Source organism: Metapseudomonas boanensis, assembly GCF_018704125.1.
GTDB classification, from domain to species: domain Bacteria; phylum Pseudomonadota; class Gammaproteobacteria; order Pseudomonadales; family Pseudomonadaceae; genus Metapseudomonas; species Metapseudomonas boanensis.
The window spans coordinates 123,609-138,240 of record NZ_JAGTIS010000012.1; the positions used below are offsets into that span (position 1 = coordinate 123,609).

The following is a 14,632-nucleotide window of genomic DNA, read 5'->3' on the forward strand; positions in this document are numbered from 1 at the left end:
TTCCTTTCTTGTTGTGGTTATGGCATTTCATCGCGTAGCGCCCCGGGTACTGGGGCGCCGTCTCAGGTGGGTCTGAAGGTCAGGTCACCTTGTGGCGAACGCGGAAGCGCTCTTGTTGCCAGATACCGGAGTCGAGGATCTCGCCCAGGATCTCTGCTGCATCCCATACATCGGCGAAGCTTGTGTAGAGCGGGGTAAAGCCGAATCGCATGATGCGGGGCTCACGGTAATCACCGATGACGCCGCGCTCGATCAGCGCCTGGATCAACGCGTAGCCTTCCGGATGCTCGAAGCTGACATGGCTGCCACGATGGGCATGCTCGAGCGGCGTCACCAAAGTGAGCGGGTGTTTGGCACAACGCTGCTGAACCAGATTGATGAACAGGTCAGTCAGCGCCAGGGACTTGCATCGCAGGGCCTGCATATCGGTCTTGGCAAAAACATCCAGGCCGCACTCGACAAGCGCCAACGACGTGATGGGCTGGGTGCCGCAGAGGTATCGACCGATGCCCGGCGCCGGCTCGTAACTGGTCTCCATGCCAAACTGACGGGCGTGCCCCCACCAACCAGTGAGCGGCTGCCAGACCAGGTCACGCAGATGTGGCGCAACCCAGACGAACGCCGGTGAGCCAGGACCACCATTCAGGTACTTGTAGGTGCAGCCGATGGCGTAGTCGGCATTCGCGCCCTTCAGGTCCACCGGCACGGCGCCGGCCGAGTGGGCCAGGTCCCAGATGGCCAGCGCGCCGCACTCATGGGCCAGTGCAGTCAGGGCAGCCATGTCATGCAGGTAGCCAGTCTTGTAGTTGACGTGGGTGATCATCACCACAGCCGTGTCCGCGCCGATGGCTGCGGGAAGCTCCTCAGGGCTCTGTACCAGACGCAGGGAATAACCCTGCTGGAGCATGTCGGCCAGGCCCTCGGCCATGTAGAGGTCAGTGGGGAAGTTGCTGGCCTCGGAGACAATCACCTTGCGTGAGGGGTCGCGATTGGCCTGGACGCGGAGTGCTGCCACCAGCACCTTGAACAGGTTGATCGAGGTGGTATCAGTCACTACTACTTCGTCTTCGGCTGCGCCAATCAGCTGTGCGAGCTTGTTGCCCAAGCGCTCTGGCAGGGCGCGCCAGCCGGCGGTATTCCAGCTACGGACCAGGCCGTCCCCCCACTCCTCCGCGAGTACCTGTCGGGCACGCTCCTGCGCGGCAGCCGGGCGGGCGCCGAGGGAGTTGCCGTCCAGATAGATCACACCTTCGGGCAGGGCAAAGTCAGCGCGCAAATGGGCGAGCGAGTCCTGGGCGTCGAGCGCCAGGCAATGTTCTCTTGTTGTCATCTTCTTTTCCTAGGTCGATAGAGGACGCAGCACCGCACGAACCGGGCTGGCATCGAGGTGGGTGAACTTGAGAGGGAGCGCGATCAGCTCGTAGTCGCCAGCCGGTACTTCATCGAGGACCAGCCCCTCCAGAATCGCCATACCATGCCGTGCAACGGTCTTGTGGGCGTCCAGAGTCTTGGACTGCTGCGGGTCGAGCGAGGGCGTATCGATACCGATCAGGCGCACGCCATGGGCGGCGAGCAACTCGATCGTGTCCGCCGCCACCGCCCGAAAGCACTCATCCCACTGGGTTTGGGCGGCCTGTTGGCAGGCTCGCAACAGCACCCGCGGCGGAACGCCCTGCAGATGCGGTGCAATATCTTCCGGACGCACGAGTTGCCTGCCATCCATGCAATGGATGACCCGGCAGGGCCCCAGGTAAGGCTCCAGGGACACGGCCCCGATAGCAGCACCAGCCGGGTCGTAATGCCGGGGCGCATCAGCATGGGCGCCGGTATGCGGCGACAGGCTGATACGACCGACATTGACCGGGCAGTCCGGCCCCATGTGCCAAACCGCCTCTTCGGTGTAGGGCGTATCGCCGGGCCAGGTGGGAATGGCCGGGTTGATCCAGGGACTGATGTCCCATAAGCGAGGGGATACCGACATGCTCGATCTCCAGTTGCTACCGGGAAGATGATGACGGAACCCCACTCGAATTTTCGTGCAAATTCAGAGAAACAATCGTCCAATTCTCGAATATAATTTGACTAATAAAATCAAATACGCAATATTATTCTAAAATCATGACACTAGACTCCACAGACATTCGTATCCTCCTCTGCCTGCAGCAGAACGGCCGCATCAGCAATCAGGATCTGGCGGAAAAGGTCGCACTCTCACCGTCGGCCTGTCTGCGCCGGCTGCGCATCCTGGAAGACAACGGCGTAATAGAAGGTTATCGCGCCGTCTTCAATGCCGAGCGGCTTGGGGTGGAGCTGGGAGCCATCGTGCACATTTCCATGCGCCAGGACGATGAGAACTGGCACGAGGCATTCATCCAGAAGGTGCAGTCCTGGCCCGAGGTCGTCAGCGCTTACGTAATTACCGGCGCCAGCAACTATGTGCTGAGAGTGCAGGCCCGCAACCTCAAGCAGTACTCCGACTTCATCGTTAACAAGCTGAACCGGACGGTCGGGGTCACCGATATCCGCTCCGAGATCATCTTGCAAAAGATCAAGGAAGGCGGCGGCGTGCTGGACCTGCTGGTGGCGAGGAGGTAGCAGCCAGCGCTGGCCTATTTGGCGAGGAATCGCGCAACTTCATCCGCCGCAGTCTCCAGGTGCTGTTCATGGTTCAGGCCTGAAGCCTTGAGCGGCTTCAGGTCGTGGTCGGCGGCCAGGAGCCAGTGCACACGAATCGCCTGGGACAGGCTGTAACCGACGACCGTTTGGCGATCCCCCATGCGGTCGCGCTCCCCCTGAATGATCAAGGTCGGTGTTTTTAGATCCGCCAGGTGGGCGACACGCGGCTTGTCAGCCTTGCCCACGGCATGGAAGGGATAGCCCAGGCATACCAGCGCATCCGCCCCTAACTCGTCCGCCACGAGGCTGGCCATACGCCCTCCCATAGACTTGCCGCCTATAGCCAGTGGCCCTGTGACCTGCTGTCGCACCTGCTCATACACCACACGCCAGTGGGCGAGCAATTGTGCCTGTGGATTAGGGGGGCGTTTTCGCCCGTCCTCCCGCCTCGCCGACATGTAGGGAAACTCGAACCGAACTACCGCAACCCCACGCGCCACCAGCTTCTCCGACACGTTTTCCATGAATGGACTATCCATCGGCGCGCCCGCCCCATGGGCAAGAATCAGTGTGCTCTTTACCTGGCCCAAAGGCCTTTGCGACAACAACATTCAGACATCTCCGGTAGTCAGAGGCCGTTGATCCAAGTCAATAGGGGTTCCGAGGCGTTTCACCATGCTTCCCACGCAATTCCAAGAAACCGTGTACGGAAGCCCACAACATGAGCACAGCAACCAGTACCGCCTACAACTACAAGGTGGTCCGCCAGTTCGCCATTATGACGGTGGTCTGGGGAATCGTCGGGATGGGGCTCGGCGTTCTCCTGGCAGCCCAGCTAGCTTGGCCGGAACTCAACTTCAACCTGCCCTGGACCAGCTTCGGTCGCCTCCGCCCGCTGCATACCAATGCGGTGATATTCGCCTTTGGCGGATGCGCGCTGTTCGCCACCAGCTACTACGCAGTGCAACGCACCTGCCAGACGCGGCTGGTTTCGGACAAACTCGCCGCCTTCACCTTCTGGGGTTGGCAACTGGTGATTGTCCTGGCTGCCATCAGCCTGCCGTTGGGCTATACAAGCTCGAAAGAATACGCCGAACTGGAATGGCCGATCGACATCCTGATCACCATCGTCTGGGTTTCCTACGCCATCGTGTTCTTCGGCACGGTGATGAAGCGCAGGACCAAGCACATCTACGTGGGCAACTGGTTCTTCGGCGGCTTCATCCTCACAGTTGCGATTCTGCACCTGGTGAACAACCTGGAACTCCCCGTCACCCTGACCAAGTCCTATTCGCTCTACTCGGGTGCCACGGATGCGATGATCCAGTGGTGGTATGGCCATAACGCCGTGGGTTTCTTCCTGACTGCAGGCTTCCTGGGGATGATGTACTACTTCGTGCCCAAGCAGGCCGAGCGCCCGGTGTATTCCTACCGCCTGTCCATTGTGCACTTCTGGGCGCTGATCACCCTGTACATCTGGGCCGGCCCGCATCACCTGCACTACACCGCACTGCCGGACTGGGCCCAGTCCCTTGGCATGGTTATGTCCTTGGTACTGCTGGCGCCCAGCTGGGGCGGCATGATCAATGGGATGATGACCCTTTCCGGCGCCTGGCATAAGCTGCGCAGCGACCCGATCCTGCGCTTCCTGGTCGTCTCCCTGGCGTTCTACGGCATGTCTACCTTCGAAGGCCCGATGATGGCCATCAAGACCGTCAATGCCCTTTCCCACTACACCGACTGGACCATCGGCCATGTCCATGCCGGAGCGCTGGGCTGGGTAGCGATGGTGTCAATCGGGTCGCTGTACCACCTGATCCCGAAAGTCTTCGGCCGCGAGGAGATGCACAGCATCGGCCTGATCAACACACACTTCTGGCTCGCGACCATCGGCACCGTGCTCTACATCGCCTCCATGTGGGTCAACGGCATCACCCAGGGTCTGATGTGGCGTGCAGTCAACGAAGACGGCACCCTCACCTACTCCTTCGTCGAAGCCCTTGAAGCCAGCCACACTGGCTTCGTGGTGCGCATGATCGGTGGTGCGATCTTCCTCAGCGGCATGCTGCTAATGGCCTGGAACACCTGGCGTACCGCCCGCGCCGTAGAACCGGCCAAGTACGACGCAGCTGCGCAGATCGCCTGAGGAGCGCCAGATGAAAAAGCATGAAGTAATCGAGAAGAACGTTGGCCTGATGGCGCTGTTCATGGTCCTGGCCGTCAGCATTGGCGGCCTGGTACAGATCGTACCGCTGTTCTTCCAGGACGTGACCAACAACCCGGTGGAAGGCATGAAGCCCTATACCGCCCTGCAACTGGAAGGCCGCGACATCTACATCCGCGAAGGTTGCGTTGGCTGCCACTCGCAGATGATCCGCCCGTTCCGTGCCGAGACCGAGCGTTATGGCCACTACTCCGTTGCGGGCGAAAGCGTCTGGGACCACCCGTTCCTGTGGGGCTCCAAGCGTACCGGTCCGGACCTGGCTCGCGTTGGCGGCCGCTACTCAGATGACTGGCACCGCGCCCACTTGTACAACCCGCGCAACGTAGTGCCGGAATCGAAGATGCCGGCCTACCCCTGGCTGGTAGAAAACACCCTCGACGGCAAGGATACCGCTGCGAAGTTGAAGGCAATGCGGACACTGGGCGTGCCTTACACCGACGAAGACGTTGCAGGCGCCCAGTCGGCAGTCAAGGGCAAGACCGAGATGGATGCCCTGGTCGCTTATCTGCAGGTCCTCGGCACCAGCCTGAAGAACAAGAGGTAGTCCATGGATATCGGAACGCTGCGTGGCCTCGGCACCCTCGTGGTGCTGATCGCCACCCTTGGTGTGATCTGCTGGGCGTACAGCGGTAAACGCAAGGCAAGCTTCGAAGAGGCGGCCAATCTACCCTTCGCTGATGACGTCACGCTCGACCGGAACGACTCTAGGAGCCCTCACGCATGACCACTTTCTGGAGCTGGTACATCTCCCTGCTCACCATATTTACCCTTCTCGCCCTGGTCTGGCTGATCTTCGCCACGCGCAAGGGCGAGGCAAAAGGCACCACGGACCAAACCATGGGCCACAGCTTCGACGGCATTGAGGAATACGACAATCCGCTGCCCAAGTGGTGGTTCCTGCTGTTCATCGGCACATTGATCTTCGCAGCCGGCTATCTGGTGGTCTATCCAGGTCTCGGCAACTGGAAAGGCGTGTTCCCGGGCTATGAGGACGGCTGGACACAGGTCAAGCAATGGCAGCGTGAAGTGGACAAGGCCGAGCAACAGTACGGCCCGATCTTCGCGCGCTATTCGGCCATGCCAATCGAGGCTGTGGCCCAGGACCCCCAAGCCCTTAAGATGGGGGGCCGCCTGTTTGCCACCTATTGCTCCATCTGCCATGGCTCGGACGCCAAGGGAGCAGTGGGTTTCCCGAACCTCACCGACAGCAACTGGCGCTGGGGTGGCGAGCCCGAAACCATCAAGGCCAGCATCCTCCATGGCCGCGTTGCCGCCATGCCTGCCTGGGGCGAAATACTTGGTGACGAGGGCGTGAAGAATGTCGCCGCTTATGTGCGTCAGGACCTCGCTGGCCTGAAACTGCCGGTAGACACCAAGGCCGACCTCGCAGCGGGCAAGGCCCTGTTCGCCAGCACCTGCACCGCCTGTCATGGTGCCGAAGGCAGGGGCACAGCAATGATGGGAGCACCGGACCTGACCCGTCCCGGCGGCTGGATCTACGGCTCCGGCCTAACGCAGTTGCAGCAGACCATTCGATACGGCCGCAACGGTCAGATGCCCGCCCAACAGGAATATCTGGGTCAAGACAAGGTCCACGTGCTAGCCGCTTATGTATACAGCCTGTCGCAACAGGGCGAACAAACCGCCGGAAAGTAGAAAGGCGCGAGGGAGGCACGGACGCCTCCCCCTTCGGCGGCCAGGTGAACGCCAAACTGCCAGCCGCGTAATACGGCGTCCACAGGCGCCAGGACACAAGGATGTGTCCGCCTTCATTTATCTTCCTCTATATAGTGCGACCCAGTGTCGCACCTCTCCGACAAGCAGCACACATCCCGCTTTGACTTAGGCTAAGCTTCCTCGCAGTCGCTATACGTCCCGACTCTAAGGCGATCCCCTTCTTCTCGCAGCGCATTGAGCGCTCGTCACCTTCTGACCGCGCCGAAAGCACGCGCGCCAATCCTTGTCCAGAGGGCTCTGAAACCCTGATTGTGTCGGCATGTGTCGTTGCAATGGCTACCCTCTTTCTCCATACTTGCCGCCGATTTTTTGTCCCCAGAAAAACTCCATTAACCGTGGAACCCCTAGCATGAGCACAGCAATCAGTCAGACTGCTTATAACTATAAGGTGGTCCGCCAGTTCGCCGTTATGACGGTGATCTGGGGGGTCATAGGGATGGGTCTAGGTGTGTTCATTGCCGCACAACTCGTGTGGCCGGAACTCAACCTTGGCCTACCGTGGACCAGCTTCGGCCGTCTGCGCCCACTGCATACCAACGCGGTGATCTTCGCGTTTGGTGGTTGCGCCTTGTTCGCCACGTCCTACTACGTGGTACAGCGCACCTGCCAAGCCCGCCTGGTCTCCGATAGTCTGGCCGCCTTCACCTTCTGGGGTTGGCAAGCCGTGATCGTGCTGGCGGTGATCACACTGCCGCTGGGCTACACCTCTTCCAAGGAGTACGCCGAGCTGGAGTGGCCGATCGACATCCTCCTGGGGATCGTCTGGATCACCTATGCGGTGGTTTTCTTCGGCACCATCATCAAGCGCAAGTCCAAGCACATCTATGTGGGTAACTGGTTCTTCGGCGCTTTCATCCTGGTCACCGCCATGCTGCACATCGTCAACAGCATGGAAATGCCGGTCTACGCCTTCAAGTCGTACTCCATGTACGCCGGCGCAACCGATGCGATGATCCAGTGGTGGTACGGTCACAACGCCGTGGGCTTCTTCCTGACCACCGGCTTCCTCGGGATGATGTACTACTTCGTACCCAAGCAGGCCGAGCGTCCGATCTACTCCTATCGCCTGTCCATCGTGCACTTCTGGGCGCTGATCACCCTGTACATCTGGGCTGGTCCACACCACCTGCACTACACCGCACTGCCGGACTGGGCCCAGTCCCTTGGCATGGCCATGTCCCTGATCCTCCTCGCTCCGAGCTGGGGCGGCATGATCAACGGCATGATGAGCCTGTCGGGCGCCTGGCATAAGCTGCGTAGCGACCCGATCCTGCGCTTCCTGGTGGTATCCCTGGCCTTCTACGGCATGTCCACCTTCGAAGGCCCGATGATGGCCATCAAGACCGTCAACGCCCTTTCCCACTACACCGACTGGACCATCGGCCACGTGCATGCCGGCGCCCTCGGCTGGGTTGCGATGATCTCCATCGGCTCGCTGTACCACCTGATTCCGAAGGTCTTCGGTCGTGAGCAGATGCACAGCGTCGGTCTGATCAACGCCCACTTCTGGCTTGCGACCATCGGCACCGTGCTCTACATCGCCTCCATGTGGGTCAACGGCATCACCCAGGGCCTGATGTGGCGTGCAGTCAACGAAGACGGCACCCTCACCTACTCCTTCGTCGAAGCCCTTGAGGCCAGCCATCCGGGCTTCCTGGTGCGCATGATCGGCGGCGCCTTCTTCGTGACCGGCATGCTGCTGATGGCCTACAACACCTACCGCACCGTACGTGCTGCCAAGCCGGCTGAATACGACGCCGCTGCGCAGATTCCGCAAGGAGCTCATCACTAATGAAGCAACATGAATTAGTCGAGAAGAACGTCGGCCTGCTGGCACTGTTCATGGTGATCGCCGTGAGCATCGGCGGCCTGGTACAGATCGTGCCTCTGTTCTTCCAGGACGTGACCAACAACCCAGTCGAAGGCATGAAACCGCGCACCGCGCTGGAACTCGAAGGCCGCGACATTTACATCCGCGAAGGTTGCGTTGGCTGCCACTCGCAGATGGTTCGTCCGTTCCGTGCCGAAACCGAGCGTTATGGCCACTACTCCGTTGCGGGCGAAAGCGTCTGGGACCACCCGTTCCTGTGGGGCTCCAAGCGCACCGGTCCGGACCTGGCCCGCGTTGGCGGCCGTTACTCCGACGACTGGCAGCGTGCCCACTTGTACAACCCGCGCAACGTAGTTCCGGAATCGAAGATGCCGGCCTACCCGTGGCTGGTTGAGAACAAGCTCGACGGCAAGCACACTGCCGACAAGATGGAAGCTCTGCGCAAACTGGGCGTGCCCTACACCGACGAAGACATCGCTGGCGCGAAGGAAGCCGTCAAGGGCAAGACCGAGATGGACGCACTGGTTGCGTTCCTCCAAGGCCTGGGCACCTCTATCAAGAACAAACGGTAACGCATGATGGATATCGGGACTCTCCGCGGTATTGGCACTTTCGTGGTCTTCGTCGCCTTTATTGGTGTCGTGCTCTGGGCCTACAGCAGCAAGCGCAAGAGCAGCTTCGACGAGGCCGCCAACTTGCCCTTCGCGGATGAGCCTCCCAAGTCCGCCAAGCGTGACGAGCAAGATTCTAGGAGTAACAAAGAATGACTTCTTTCTGGAGTTGGTACGTAACCCTGCTCACCAGCGCCACGCTGGTAGCGCTGACCTGGCTGATCTTCGCCACCCGCCGGGGACAGCGCCAGGAAAGCACCGATGAAAAGGTCGGCCATTCCTTCGACGGTATCGAGGAATACGACAACCCGCTGCCCAAGTGGTGGTTCATGCTGTTCGTCGGCACCCTGATCTTCGCCGTCGGCTACCTGGTCATGTACCCAGGCATGGGCAACTGGAAAGGCATTTTCCCTGGCTACAACGAAGTCGCTGAAGGGAAGCCGTTCGCCAACGGTGAGTCCGGCTGGACCGGCGTGCATCAGTGGGAAAAGGAAATGGACAGGGCCGACAAGGAATATGGCCCGATCTTCGCCAAGTACGCTGCCATGCCAATCGAGGAAGTGGCCCAGGACGAGAAGGCCCTGAAAATGGGCGGCCGCATGTTTGCCTCCTACTGCTCGGTCTGCCACGGCTCCGACGCCAAGGGCGCCTATGGCTTCCCGAACCTGACCGACCACGACTGGCGCTGGGGCGGCGAACCCGCCACCATCAAGACCACCATTCTCGGTGGCCGCCATGGCGTAATGCCAGCCTGGGGTGAGGTAGTCGGCGAACAAGGCGTGCGTGACGTTGCAGCGTTCGTCCGCGTGCAACTGCACGGTCGCGACCTGCCGAAGGAGGCTAAGGCTGATCCGCAAGCTGGCAAGGCGATCTTCGCCGCCAACTGCGTGGCTTGCCACGGTCCGGAAGGCAAAGGTACACCAGCCATGGGCGCGCCAGACCTGACGCACCCGAACGCCTTCATCTACGGCAGTAGCTTTGCCCAACTGCAGCAGACCATCCGTTACGGTCGTCAAGGCATGATGCCTGCCCAGGAGCAAATCCTCGGCAACGACAAAGTGCACCTGCTGGCCGCCTATGTGTACAGCCTGTCGCAGAAACCTGCTGCAGAAGCTGAAGCCAAGTAATACCCTAACCTGCCATGCGCGACGCACTGTCGCACATGGCAGGCCGCTATCAGGCGTACCATATGCGGCAGGCTCCAAGACTCCGACCGGCAATGTACTGGTCAGGGCGCCGATAACTGCCGTGGTATGAGAACGATGAGCGAACAGATTCCCGTCCAGAACATCACCCCTCCTCCGGCCAAAGGCGATAACGTCGACCTGTACGCCAGCCGCGAAAAAATCTACACGCGCGCTTTCACCGGCATCTTCCGCAACCTGCGCATGAGCGGCGGAGCGTTCTTGTTCCTACTCTATTTCGGCACTGTCTGGCTCAGCTGGAATGACCGCCAGGCCGTCTGGTGGAACCTGCCCGAGCGCAAGTTCTACATCTTTGGCGCCACCTTCTGGCCCCAGGACTTCGTCCTCCTGTCCTGGCTGCTGATCATCTGCGCCTTCGGCCTATTCTTCATCACCGTATTCGCTGGACGCGTCTGGTGCGGCTACACCTGCCCGCAGAGCGTCTGGACCTGGATCTTCATGTGGTGCGAAAAGGTCACCGAAGGTGACCGCAATCAGCGCATGAAGCTCGACAAAGCTCACATGACCTCGCAGAAACTACTGCGCAAGTCGGCCAAGCATGGCTTGTGGCTAATGATCGGCTTCGCCACCGGCATGACCTTCGTCGGCTACTTCACGCCGATTCGCGAACTGATTTTTGATTTCTTCATTGGCCAGGCCAGTGGTTGGGCCTATTTCTGGGTCGGCTTCTTCACCCTCGCCACCTATGGCAACGCTGGCTGGCTCCGCGAGCAGGTGTGCATCTACATGTGTCCTTATGCGCGCTTCCAGAGCGTGATGTTCGACAAGGACACCCTGATCGTCTCCTACGACCCGCGTCGCGGCGAATCACGCGGTCCGCGCAAGAAGGGCATCGACTACAAGGCTCAGGGCCTCGGCGACTGCATTGATTGCACCATGTGCGTCCAGGTCTGCCCCACAGGGATCGACATCCGTGACGGCCTGCAGATCGAGTGCATCGGCTGCGCTGCTTGCATCGACGCCTGCGATTCGATCATGGAGAAGATGAACTACCCGAAAGGCTTGATCAGCTATACCACCGAGCACAACCTGAACGGCCAGAAGACCCATCTGCTGCGCCCGCGCCTGATCGGGTACGCTGTCGCCCTTGTAGCCATGATCGGTATGTTCGCCTACGCCGTGGCAGCACGCTCGCTGGTAGAGCTTGACGTGATCAAGGACCGCGTCCTGTTCCGCGAGAACGAACAGGGCCGAATCGAGAACGTCTACACCCTGAAAGTGATGAACAAGTCGCAGTTGGACCAGACTTTCGTCATCGAAGCCGAGGGCCTTGACGGCCTTGTCTATGAAGGCAAGCGTGAGGTTCGCGCAGAGGCCGGAGAAGTCCTCTCGGTGCCGGTGGAGCTGTCCATCGAACCTGACCAGCTGCCCTCAAGCACCAACAAGATCCTCTTCCGCGTCCACTCCGCGGATGTCCCCAGCATCAAGACTGACGCCGACAGCCGTTTCATCGGCCCCAGCGTCCGCTAGACAATGGAACCACCATGCAGTCCGAAGCACCCGTAAGCCCCTGGTACAAGCAGTTCTGGCCTTGGTTCATCCTCAGTATCCTCGGCACCTCCGTGGTGCTGGGGACCACCATGCTGGTGATCGCCACGAAGAACCCGCCAAGCCTTGTATCCGACAACTATTACGAAGTCGGCAAAGGCATCAACACCTCCCTGGAGCGTGAAAACCTGGCAGAGCGCTTAGGCATGAAGGCCAGCCTGAGAATCCAGGAAGAAAGCGGCGAGGTGGTACTGGAACTGAACGGCGAAAGCCATCCTCAACAACTGGTGCTCAGCCTGCTGTCCCCCACTCAGCCTGAAAAGGACCGCCGTGTCGTGCTTCAGCCCCAGGCTGACGGCAAGTATCGTGGCCAACTGCAAGACCCGGTCAGTGGCCGCCGCTTCGTTGAACTGATCGGCCAGGAGCAAGGCCAGGACTGGCGCCTGTTCGAGGAAGAAAACCTCGAGAAGGGTGGCGTAATCCGTCTCGGCGAATAAGCCAGCCTGGAATGAACACCCCCCTTTCCTGCTATCACTGCGGCCTGCCGGTTCCCGCCGGCAGCCGTTTCGAGGCCCGCGTGCTGGGAGAGACGCGGGCCATGTGCTGTCCGGGCTGCCAGGCCGTGGCCGAAGCCATCGTCGCCGGCGGGCTTGAGAGCTACTACCACCACCGCAGCGATAGGGCCCCCAACCCCGAAGCCCTGCCCAGGGAGTTGCCTGACGAGTTGGCGCTCTATGATCGCGCCGAAGTCCAGCAGCCCTTCGTCCAGCATCAGGGTGAACTGAGCGAGACGTGCCTGCTGATCGAGGGCATCAGCTGCGCGGCCTGCGGCTGGCTGATCGAAAAGCATCTACGTGCGCTCCCGGCAGTCGCCGAAGCCAGCCTGAACTTGTCCAACCACCGCCTGCAGGTGCGCTGGGCAGACAGCCAGCTTCCCCTGAGCCAACTGCTCAAGGAACTGCGCAAGATCGGATACGCCGGCCATCCCTACAAGCCGGACGAAGCCGCCGAGCGCCTGACTGCGGAAAACCGCCGCGCCATGCGCCAGTTGGGTGTCGCCGGCCTGCTCTGGATGCAGGTAATGATGGCTGCCATGGCCACCTGGCCGGAGTTCAATATCGACCTCTCCGCAGAGCTCGACACCATCCTGCGCTGGGTCAGCCTGTTCCTGACCACGCCTATCGTCTTCTATTGCTGTGGTCAATTCTTCCGTGGTGCCCTGCGCGACCTGCGCACCCGTCACCTCACCATGGACGTCTCCGTCTCCCTGGCCATCGGCGGTGCCTATGTCGCCGGTATCTGGTCCACCGTCACCGGGGTCGGTGAACTGTATTTCGACGCCGTAGGCATGTTTGCCCTGTTCCTGCTGACCGGCCGTTATCTGGAGCGCAGGGCCCGAGAGCGCACTGCCGCAGCCACGGCGCAGTTAGTGAACCTGCTACCGTCATCGTGCTTGAGGCTGGATGTCGATGGCCACAGCGAACGGATTCTGCTGAATGAACTACGCACCGGTGATCGCGTTCTGGTTCCGCCGGGGGCCTTGCTCCCCGCAGACGGACGCATTCTCGAAGGCCAATCCAGCATCGACGAATCCGTACTGACCGGCGAATACCTGCCCCAGGCACGCTGCCAGGGCGACCCTGTCACGGCTGGCACCCTCAATGTCGAAGGCCCACTGACCATCGAAGTCGAAGCCTTGGGCGACAGTACCCGCCTCTCCGCGATCGTCCGGCTGCTGGAGCGCGCCCAAACCGACAAGCCGCGCCTCGCTGAGTTGGCCGACAAAGTCGCCCAGTGGTTCCTGCTCATCGTCCTGACTGCGGCGGCAGTCGTCGGCATCGTCTGGTGGCAGATCGACCCGCAGCGGGCATTCTGGGTCGTGCTATCGCTGCTGGTGGCTACGTGCCCCTGCGCCCTTGCCCTGGCCACACCCACTGCGCTCACCACGGCCACCGGAAGCCTACACAAGCTTGGCCTGCTGCTGACGCGCGGCCATGTGCTGGAAGGACTCAACCACATCGATACCGTCATCTTCGACAAGACCGGCACCCTCACCGAAGGTCGCCTGACCCTCAGCGCCATCCACCCCCTCGGCCTGCTTGATAGCAATAACTGCCTAGCCCTGGCCGCCGCGCTGGAAAACCGATCGGAGCACCCGATCGCCCGCGCCTTCGGCCGCGCCCCCGAGGCCGCCGATTGCGTTGAAAGCGTTCCTGGCCGGGGGTTGGAAGGCCAGGTTAGTGGCCGCCACCTGCGCATCGGCCAGGCGGAGTTCGTCGCCGAGCTGAGCGGGCAGCCGGTACCGGCCATTCCTGGCGACCAGGGCCAATGGCTGCTGCTGGGCGACGATCAGGGTCCGCTGGCCTGGTTCGTTCTCGACGACCACCTGCGCGCGGATGCCCCGGCCTTGTTGGAGGCCTGCCGCGAGCGCGGCTGGCGGCTGCTGTTGCTCTCCGGCGACAGCTCGCCCATGGTCGCCGCCATCGCTCGTCAGCTGGGAATCGAAGATGCCCGTGCAGGCATGACCCCGGATGCAAAACTGGAAGTTCTGCGCCAACTGCACAAGCAGGGTCGCCGGGTCCTCATGCTGGGTGACGGCGTCAACGACGTGCCGGTACTTGCCGGCGCGGACATCAGCGTCGCCATGGGCAGCGCAACCGACCTGGCCAAGACCAGCGCCGACGCCGTGCTGCTCTCGAACCGACTGGAAAGTCTGGTGCAATCCTTCACTGTGGCTCGCAGGACGCGCCGCATCATCATCGAGAACCTCACCTGGGCAACGCTGTACAATGGCCTGGTGTTGCCCTTCGCTGCCCTTGGCTGGATCACCCCACTCTGGGCCGCGTTCGGTATGTCAGTCAGTTCTCTAGTGGTGGTAGTCAATGCGCTTCGACTGGCCAAAAGCTGAAGGCCTGAAGCG

At 61.1% G+C, this 14,632-nt stretch carries 15 protein-coding genes; 12 read left to right on the top strand and 3 right to left on the bottom strand.

What is annotated here, in order from left to right:
• Positions 1-79: 79 nt before the first annotated feature.
• Both kynU and kynB read right to left on the bottom strand, forming a co-directional pair.
• Positions 80-1,330: a kynureninase gene (gene kynU, locus J7302_RS19975; protein ID WP_215378687.1), complete on the bottom strand. Its 1,251-nt coding sequence runs from the start codon at positions 1,328-1,330 to the stop codon at positions 80-82.
• Positions 1,331-1,339: 9 nt separating this feature from the next.
• Positions 1,340-1,981, bottom strand: coding sequence for an arylformamidase (gene kynB, locus J7302_RS19980; protein WP_215378690.1), 642 nt, complete (start codon positions 1,979-1,981; stop codon positions 1,340-1,342).
• A 137-nt stretch (positions 1,982-2,118) separates the two neighbouring features.
• Between kynB and J7302_RS19985 the strand changes: the two genes are divergently transcribed.
• Complete coding sequence (locus J7302_RS19985; RefSeq protein WP_215378692.1) at positions 2,119-2,595, top strand: Lrp/AsnC family transcriptional regulator; 477 nt, start codon at positions 2,119-2,121, stop codon at positions 2,593-2,595.
• A gap of 14 nt (positions 2,596-2,609) precedes the next feature.
• Here J7302_RS19985 and J7302_RS19990 read toward each other — a convergent pair whose 3' ends face one another.
• Entirely contained in the window at positions 2,610-3,227 is a 618-nt protein-coding gene (locus J7302_RS19990) for an alpha/beta family hydrolase (RefSeq protein WP_215378694.1), read from the bottom strand.
• A gap of 110 nt (positions 3,228-3,337) precedes the next feature.
• On the opposite strand from J7302_RS19990, the gene ccoN (J7302_RS19995) reads away from it, so the two are divergent.
• From ccoN (J7302_RS19995) to J7302_RS20045, 11 genes are all read left to right on the top strand, one after another.
• A complete protein-coding gene (gene ccoN, locus J7302_RS19995; protein WP_215378696.1) occupies positions 3,338-4,762 on the top strand; it encodes a cytochrome-c oxidase, cbb3-type subunit I in 1,425 nt (474 codons plus the stop codon).
• 10 nt (positions 4,763-4,772) lie between these two features.
• Positions 4,773-5,384 (top strand): cytochrome-c oxidase, cbb3-type subunit II, encoded by a 612-nt coding sequence (ccoO, locus tag J7302_RS20000; protein ID WP_215378698.1) that lies wholly within the window; start codon positions 4,773-4,775, stop codon positions 5,382-5,384.
• Between the two features lie 3 nt (positions 5,385-5,387).
• Complete coding sequence (locus J7302_RS20005; protein ID WP_215378700.1) at positions 5,388-5,564, top strand: cbb3-type cytochrome oxidase subunit 3; 177 nt, start codon at positions 5,388-5,390, stop codon at positions 5,562-5,564.
• Complete coding sequence (ccoP, locus tag J7302_RS20010; protein ID WP_215378702.1) at positions 5,561-6,496, top strand: cytochrome-c oxidase, cbb3-type subunit III; 936 nt, start codon at positions 5,561-5,563, stop codon at positions 6,494-6,496. Before J7302_RS20005 ends, ccoP (J7302_RS20010) begins: the two co-directional genes overlap by 4 nt.
• 430 nt (positions 6,497-6,926) lie before the next feature.
• Positions 6,927-8,369: a cytochrome-c oxidase, cbb3-type subunit I gene (gene ccoN / locus J7302_RS20015; RefSeq protein WP_215378704.1), complete on the top strand. Its 1,443-nt coding sequence runs from the start codon at positions 6,927-6,929 to the stop codon at positions 8,367-8,369.
• Positions 8,369-8,980, top strand: a complete 612-nt coding sequence (ccoO, locus tag J7302_RS20020) for a cytochrome-c oxidase, cbb3-type subunit II (protein ID WP_215378705.1) — start codon at positions 8,369-8,371, stop codon at positions 8,978-8,980. Before ccoN (J7302_RS20015) ends, ccoO (J7302_RS20020) begins: the two co-directional genes overlap by 1 nt.
• Positions 8,981-8,986: 6 nt before the next feature.
• Positions 8,987-9,175 carry a cbb3-type cytochrome oxidase subunit 3 gene (locus J7302_RS20025; RefSeq protein WP_215378706.1) on the top strand — a complete coding sequence of 63 codons (189 nt, stop codon included), beginning with the start codon at positions 8,987-8,989 and terminating at the stop codon, positions 9,173-9,175.
• Positions 9,172-10,146: a cytochrome-c oxidase, cbb3-type subunit III gene (gene ccoP / locus J7302_RS20030; RefSeq protein ID WP_215378707.1), complete on the top strand. Its 975-nt coding sequence runs from the start codon at positions 9,172-9,174 to the stop codon at positions 10,144-10,146. The genes J7302_RS20025 and ccoP (J7302_RS20030) overlap by 4 nt, the downstream gene beginning before the upstream one ends.
• A 135-nt stretch (positions 10,147-10,281) precedes the next feature.
• A complete protein-coding gene (ccoG, locus tag J7302_RS20035; RefSeq protein WP_215378708.1) occupies positions 10,282-11,694 on the top strand; it encodes a cytochrome c oxidase accessory protein CcoG in 1,413 nt (470 codons plus the stop codon).
• A gap of 14 nt (positions 11,695-11,708) precedes the next feature.
• Positions 11,709-12,209 carry a FixH family protein gene (locus tag J7302_RS20040; RefSeq protein WP_215378709.1) on the top strand — a complete coding sequence of 167 codons (501 nt, stop codon included), beginning with the start codon at positions 11,709-11,711 and terminating at the stop codon, positions 12,207-12,209.
• 11 nt (positions 12,210-12,220) lie between these two features.
• Positions 12,221-14,620, top strand: coding sequence for a heavy metal translocating P-type ATPase (locus J7302_RS20045; RefSeq protein ID WP_215378710.1), 2,400 nt, complete (start codon positions 12,221-12,223; stop codon positions 14,618-14,620).
• Positions 14,621-14,632 lie beyond the last annotated feature (12 nt).

What these genes read in the sequence shown, in the direction of transcription:
- ccoP (WP_215378702.1), top strand. Translation starts at nt 5,561, where the DNA reads ATGACCACTTTCTGGAGCTGGTACATCTCCCTGCTCACCATATTTACC.
- kynU (WP_215378687.1), bottom strand. Translation starts at nt 1,330, where the DNA reads ATGACAACAAGAGAACATTGCCTGGCGCTCGACGCCCAGGACTCGCTC.
- J7302_RS20025 (WP_215378706.1), top strand. Translation starts at nt 8,987, where the DNA reads ATGGATATCGGGACTCTCCGCGGTATTGGCACTTTCGTGGTCTTCGTC.
- ccoP (WP_215378707.1), top strand. Translation starts at nt 9,172, where the DNA reads ATGACTTCTTTCTGGAGTTGGTACGTAACCCTGCTCACCAGCGCCACG.
- J7302_RS20005 (WP_215378700.1), top strand. Translation starts at nt 5,388, where the DNA reads ATGGATATCGGAACGCTGCGTGGCCTCGGCACCCTCGTGGTGCTGATC.
- J7302_RS19990 (WP_215378694.1), bottom strand. Translation starts at nt 3,227, where the DNA reads ATGTTGTTGTCGCAAAGGCCTTTGGGCCAGGTAAAGAGCACACTGATT.
- J7302_RS20045 (WP_215378710.1), top strand. Translation starts at nt 12,221, where the DNA reads ATGAACACCCCCCTTTCCTGCTATCACTGCGGCCTGCCGGTTCCCGCC.
- ccoN (WP_215378696.1), top strand. Translation starts at nt 3,338, where the DNA reads ATGAGCACAGCAACCAGTACCGCCTACAACTACAAGGTGGTCCGCCAG.
- J7302_RS19985 (WP_215378692.1), top strand. Translation starts at nt 2,119, where the DNA reads ATGACACTAGACTCCACAGACATTCGTATCCTCCTCTGCCTGCAGCAG.
- ccoG (WP_215378708.1), top strand. Translation starts at nt 10,282, where the DNA reads ATGAGCGAACAGATTCCCGTCCAGAACATCACCCCTCCTCCGGCCAAA.
- J7302_RS20040 (WP_215378709.1), top strand. Translation starts at nt 11,709, where the DNA reads ATGCAGTCCGAAGCACCCGTAAGCCCCTGGTACAAGCAGTTCTGGCCT.
- ccoO (WP_215378698.1), top strand. Translation starts at nt 4,773, where the DNA reads ATGAAAAAGCATGAAGTAATCGAGAAGAACGTTGGCCTGATGGCGCTG.
- kynB (WP_215378690.1), bottom strand. Translation starts at nt 1,981, where the DNA reads ATGTCGGTATCCCCTCGCTTATGGGACATCAGTCCCTGGATCAACCCG.
- ccoO (WP_215378705.1), top strand. Translation starts at nt 8,369, where the DNA reads ATGAAGCAACATGAATTAGTCGAGAAGAACGTCGGCCTGCTGGCACTG.
- ccoN (WP_215378704.1), top strand. Translation starts at nt 6,927, where the DNA reads ATGAGCACAGCAATCAGTCAGACTGCTTATAACTATAAGGTGGTCCGC.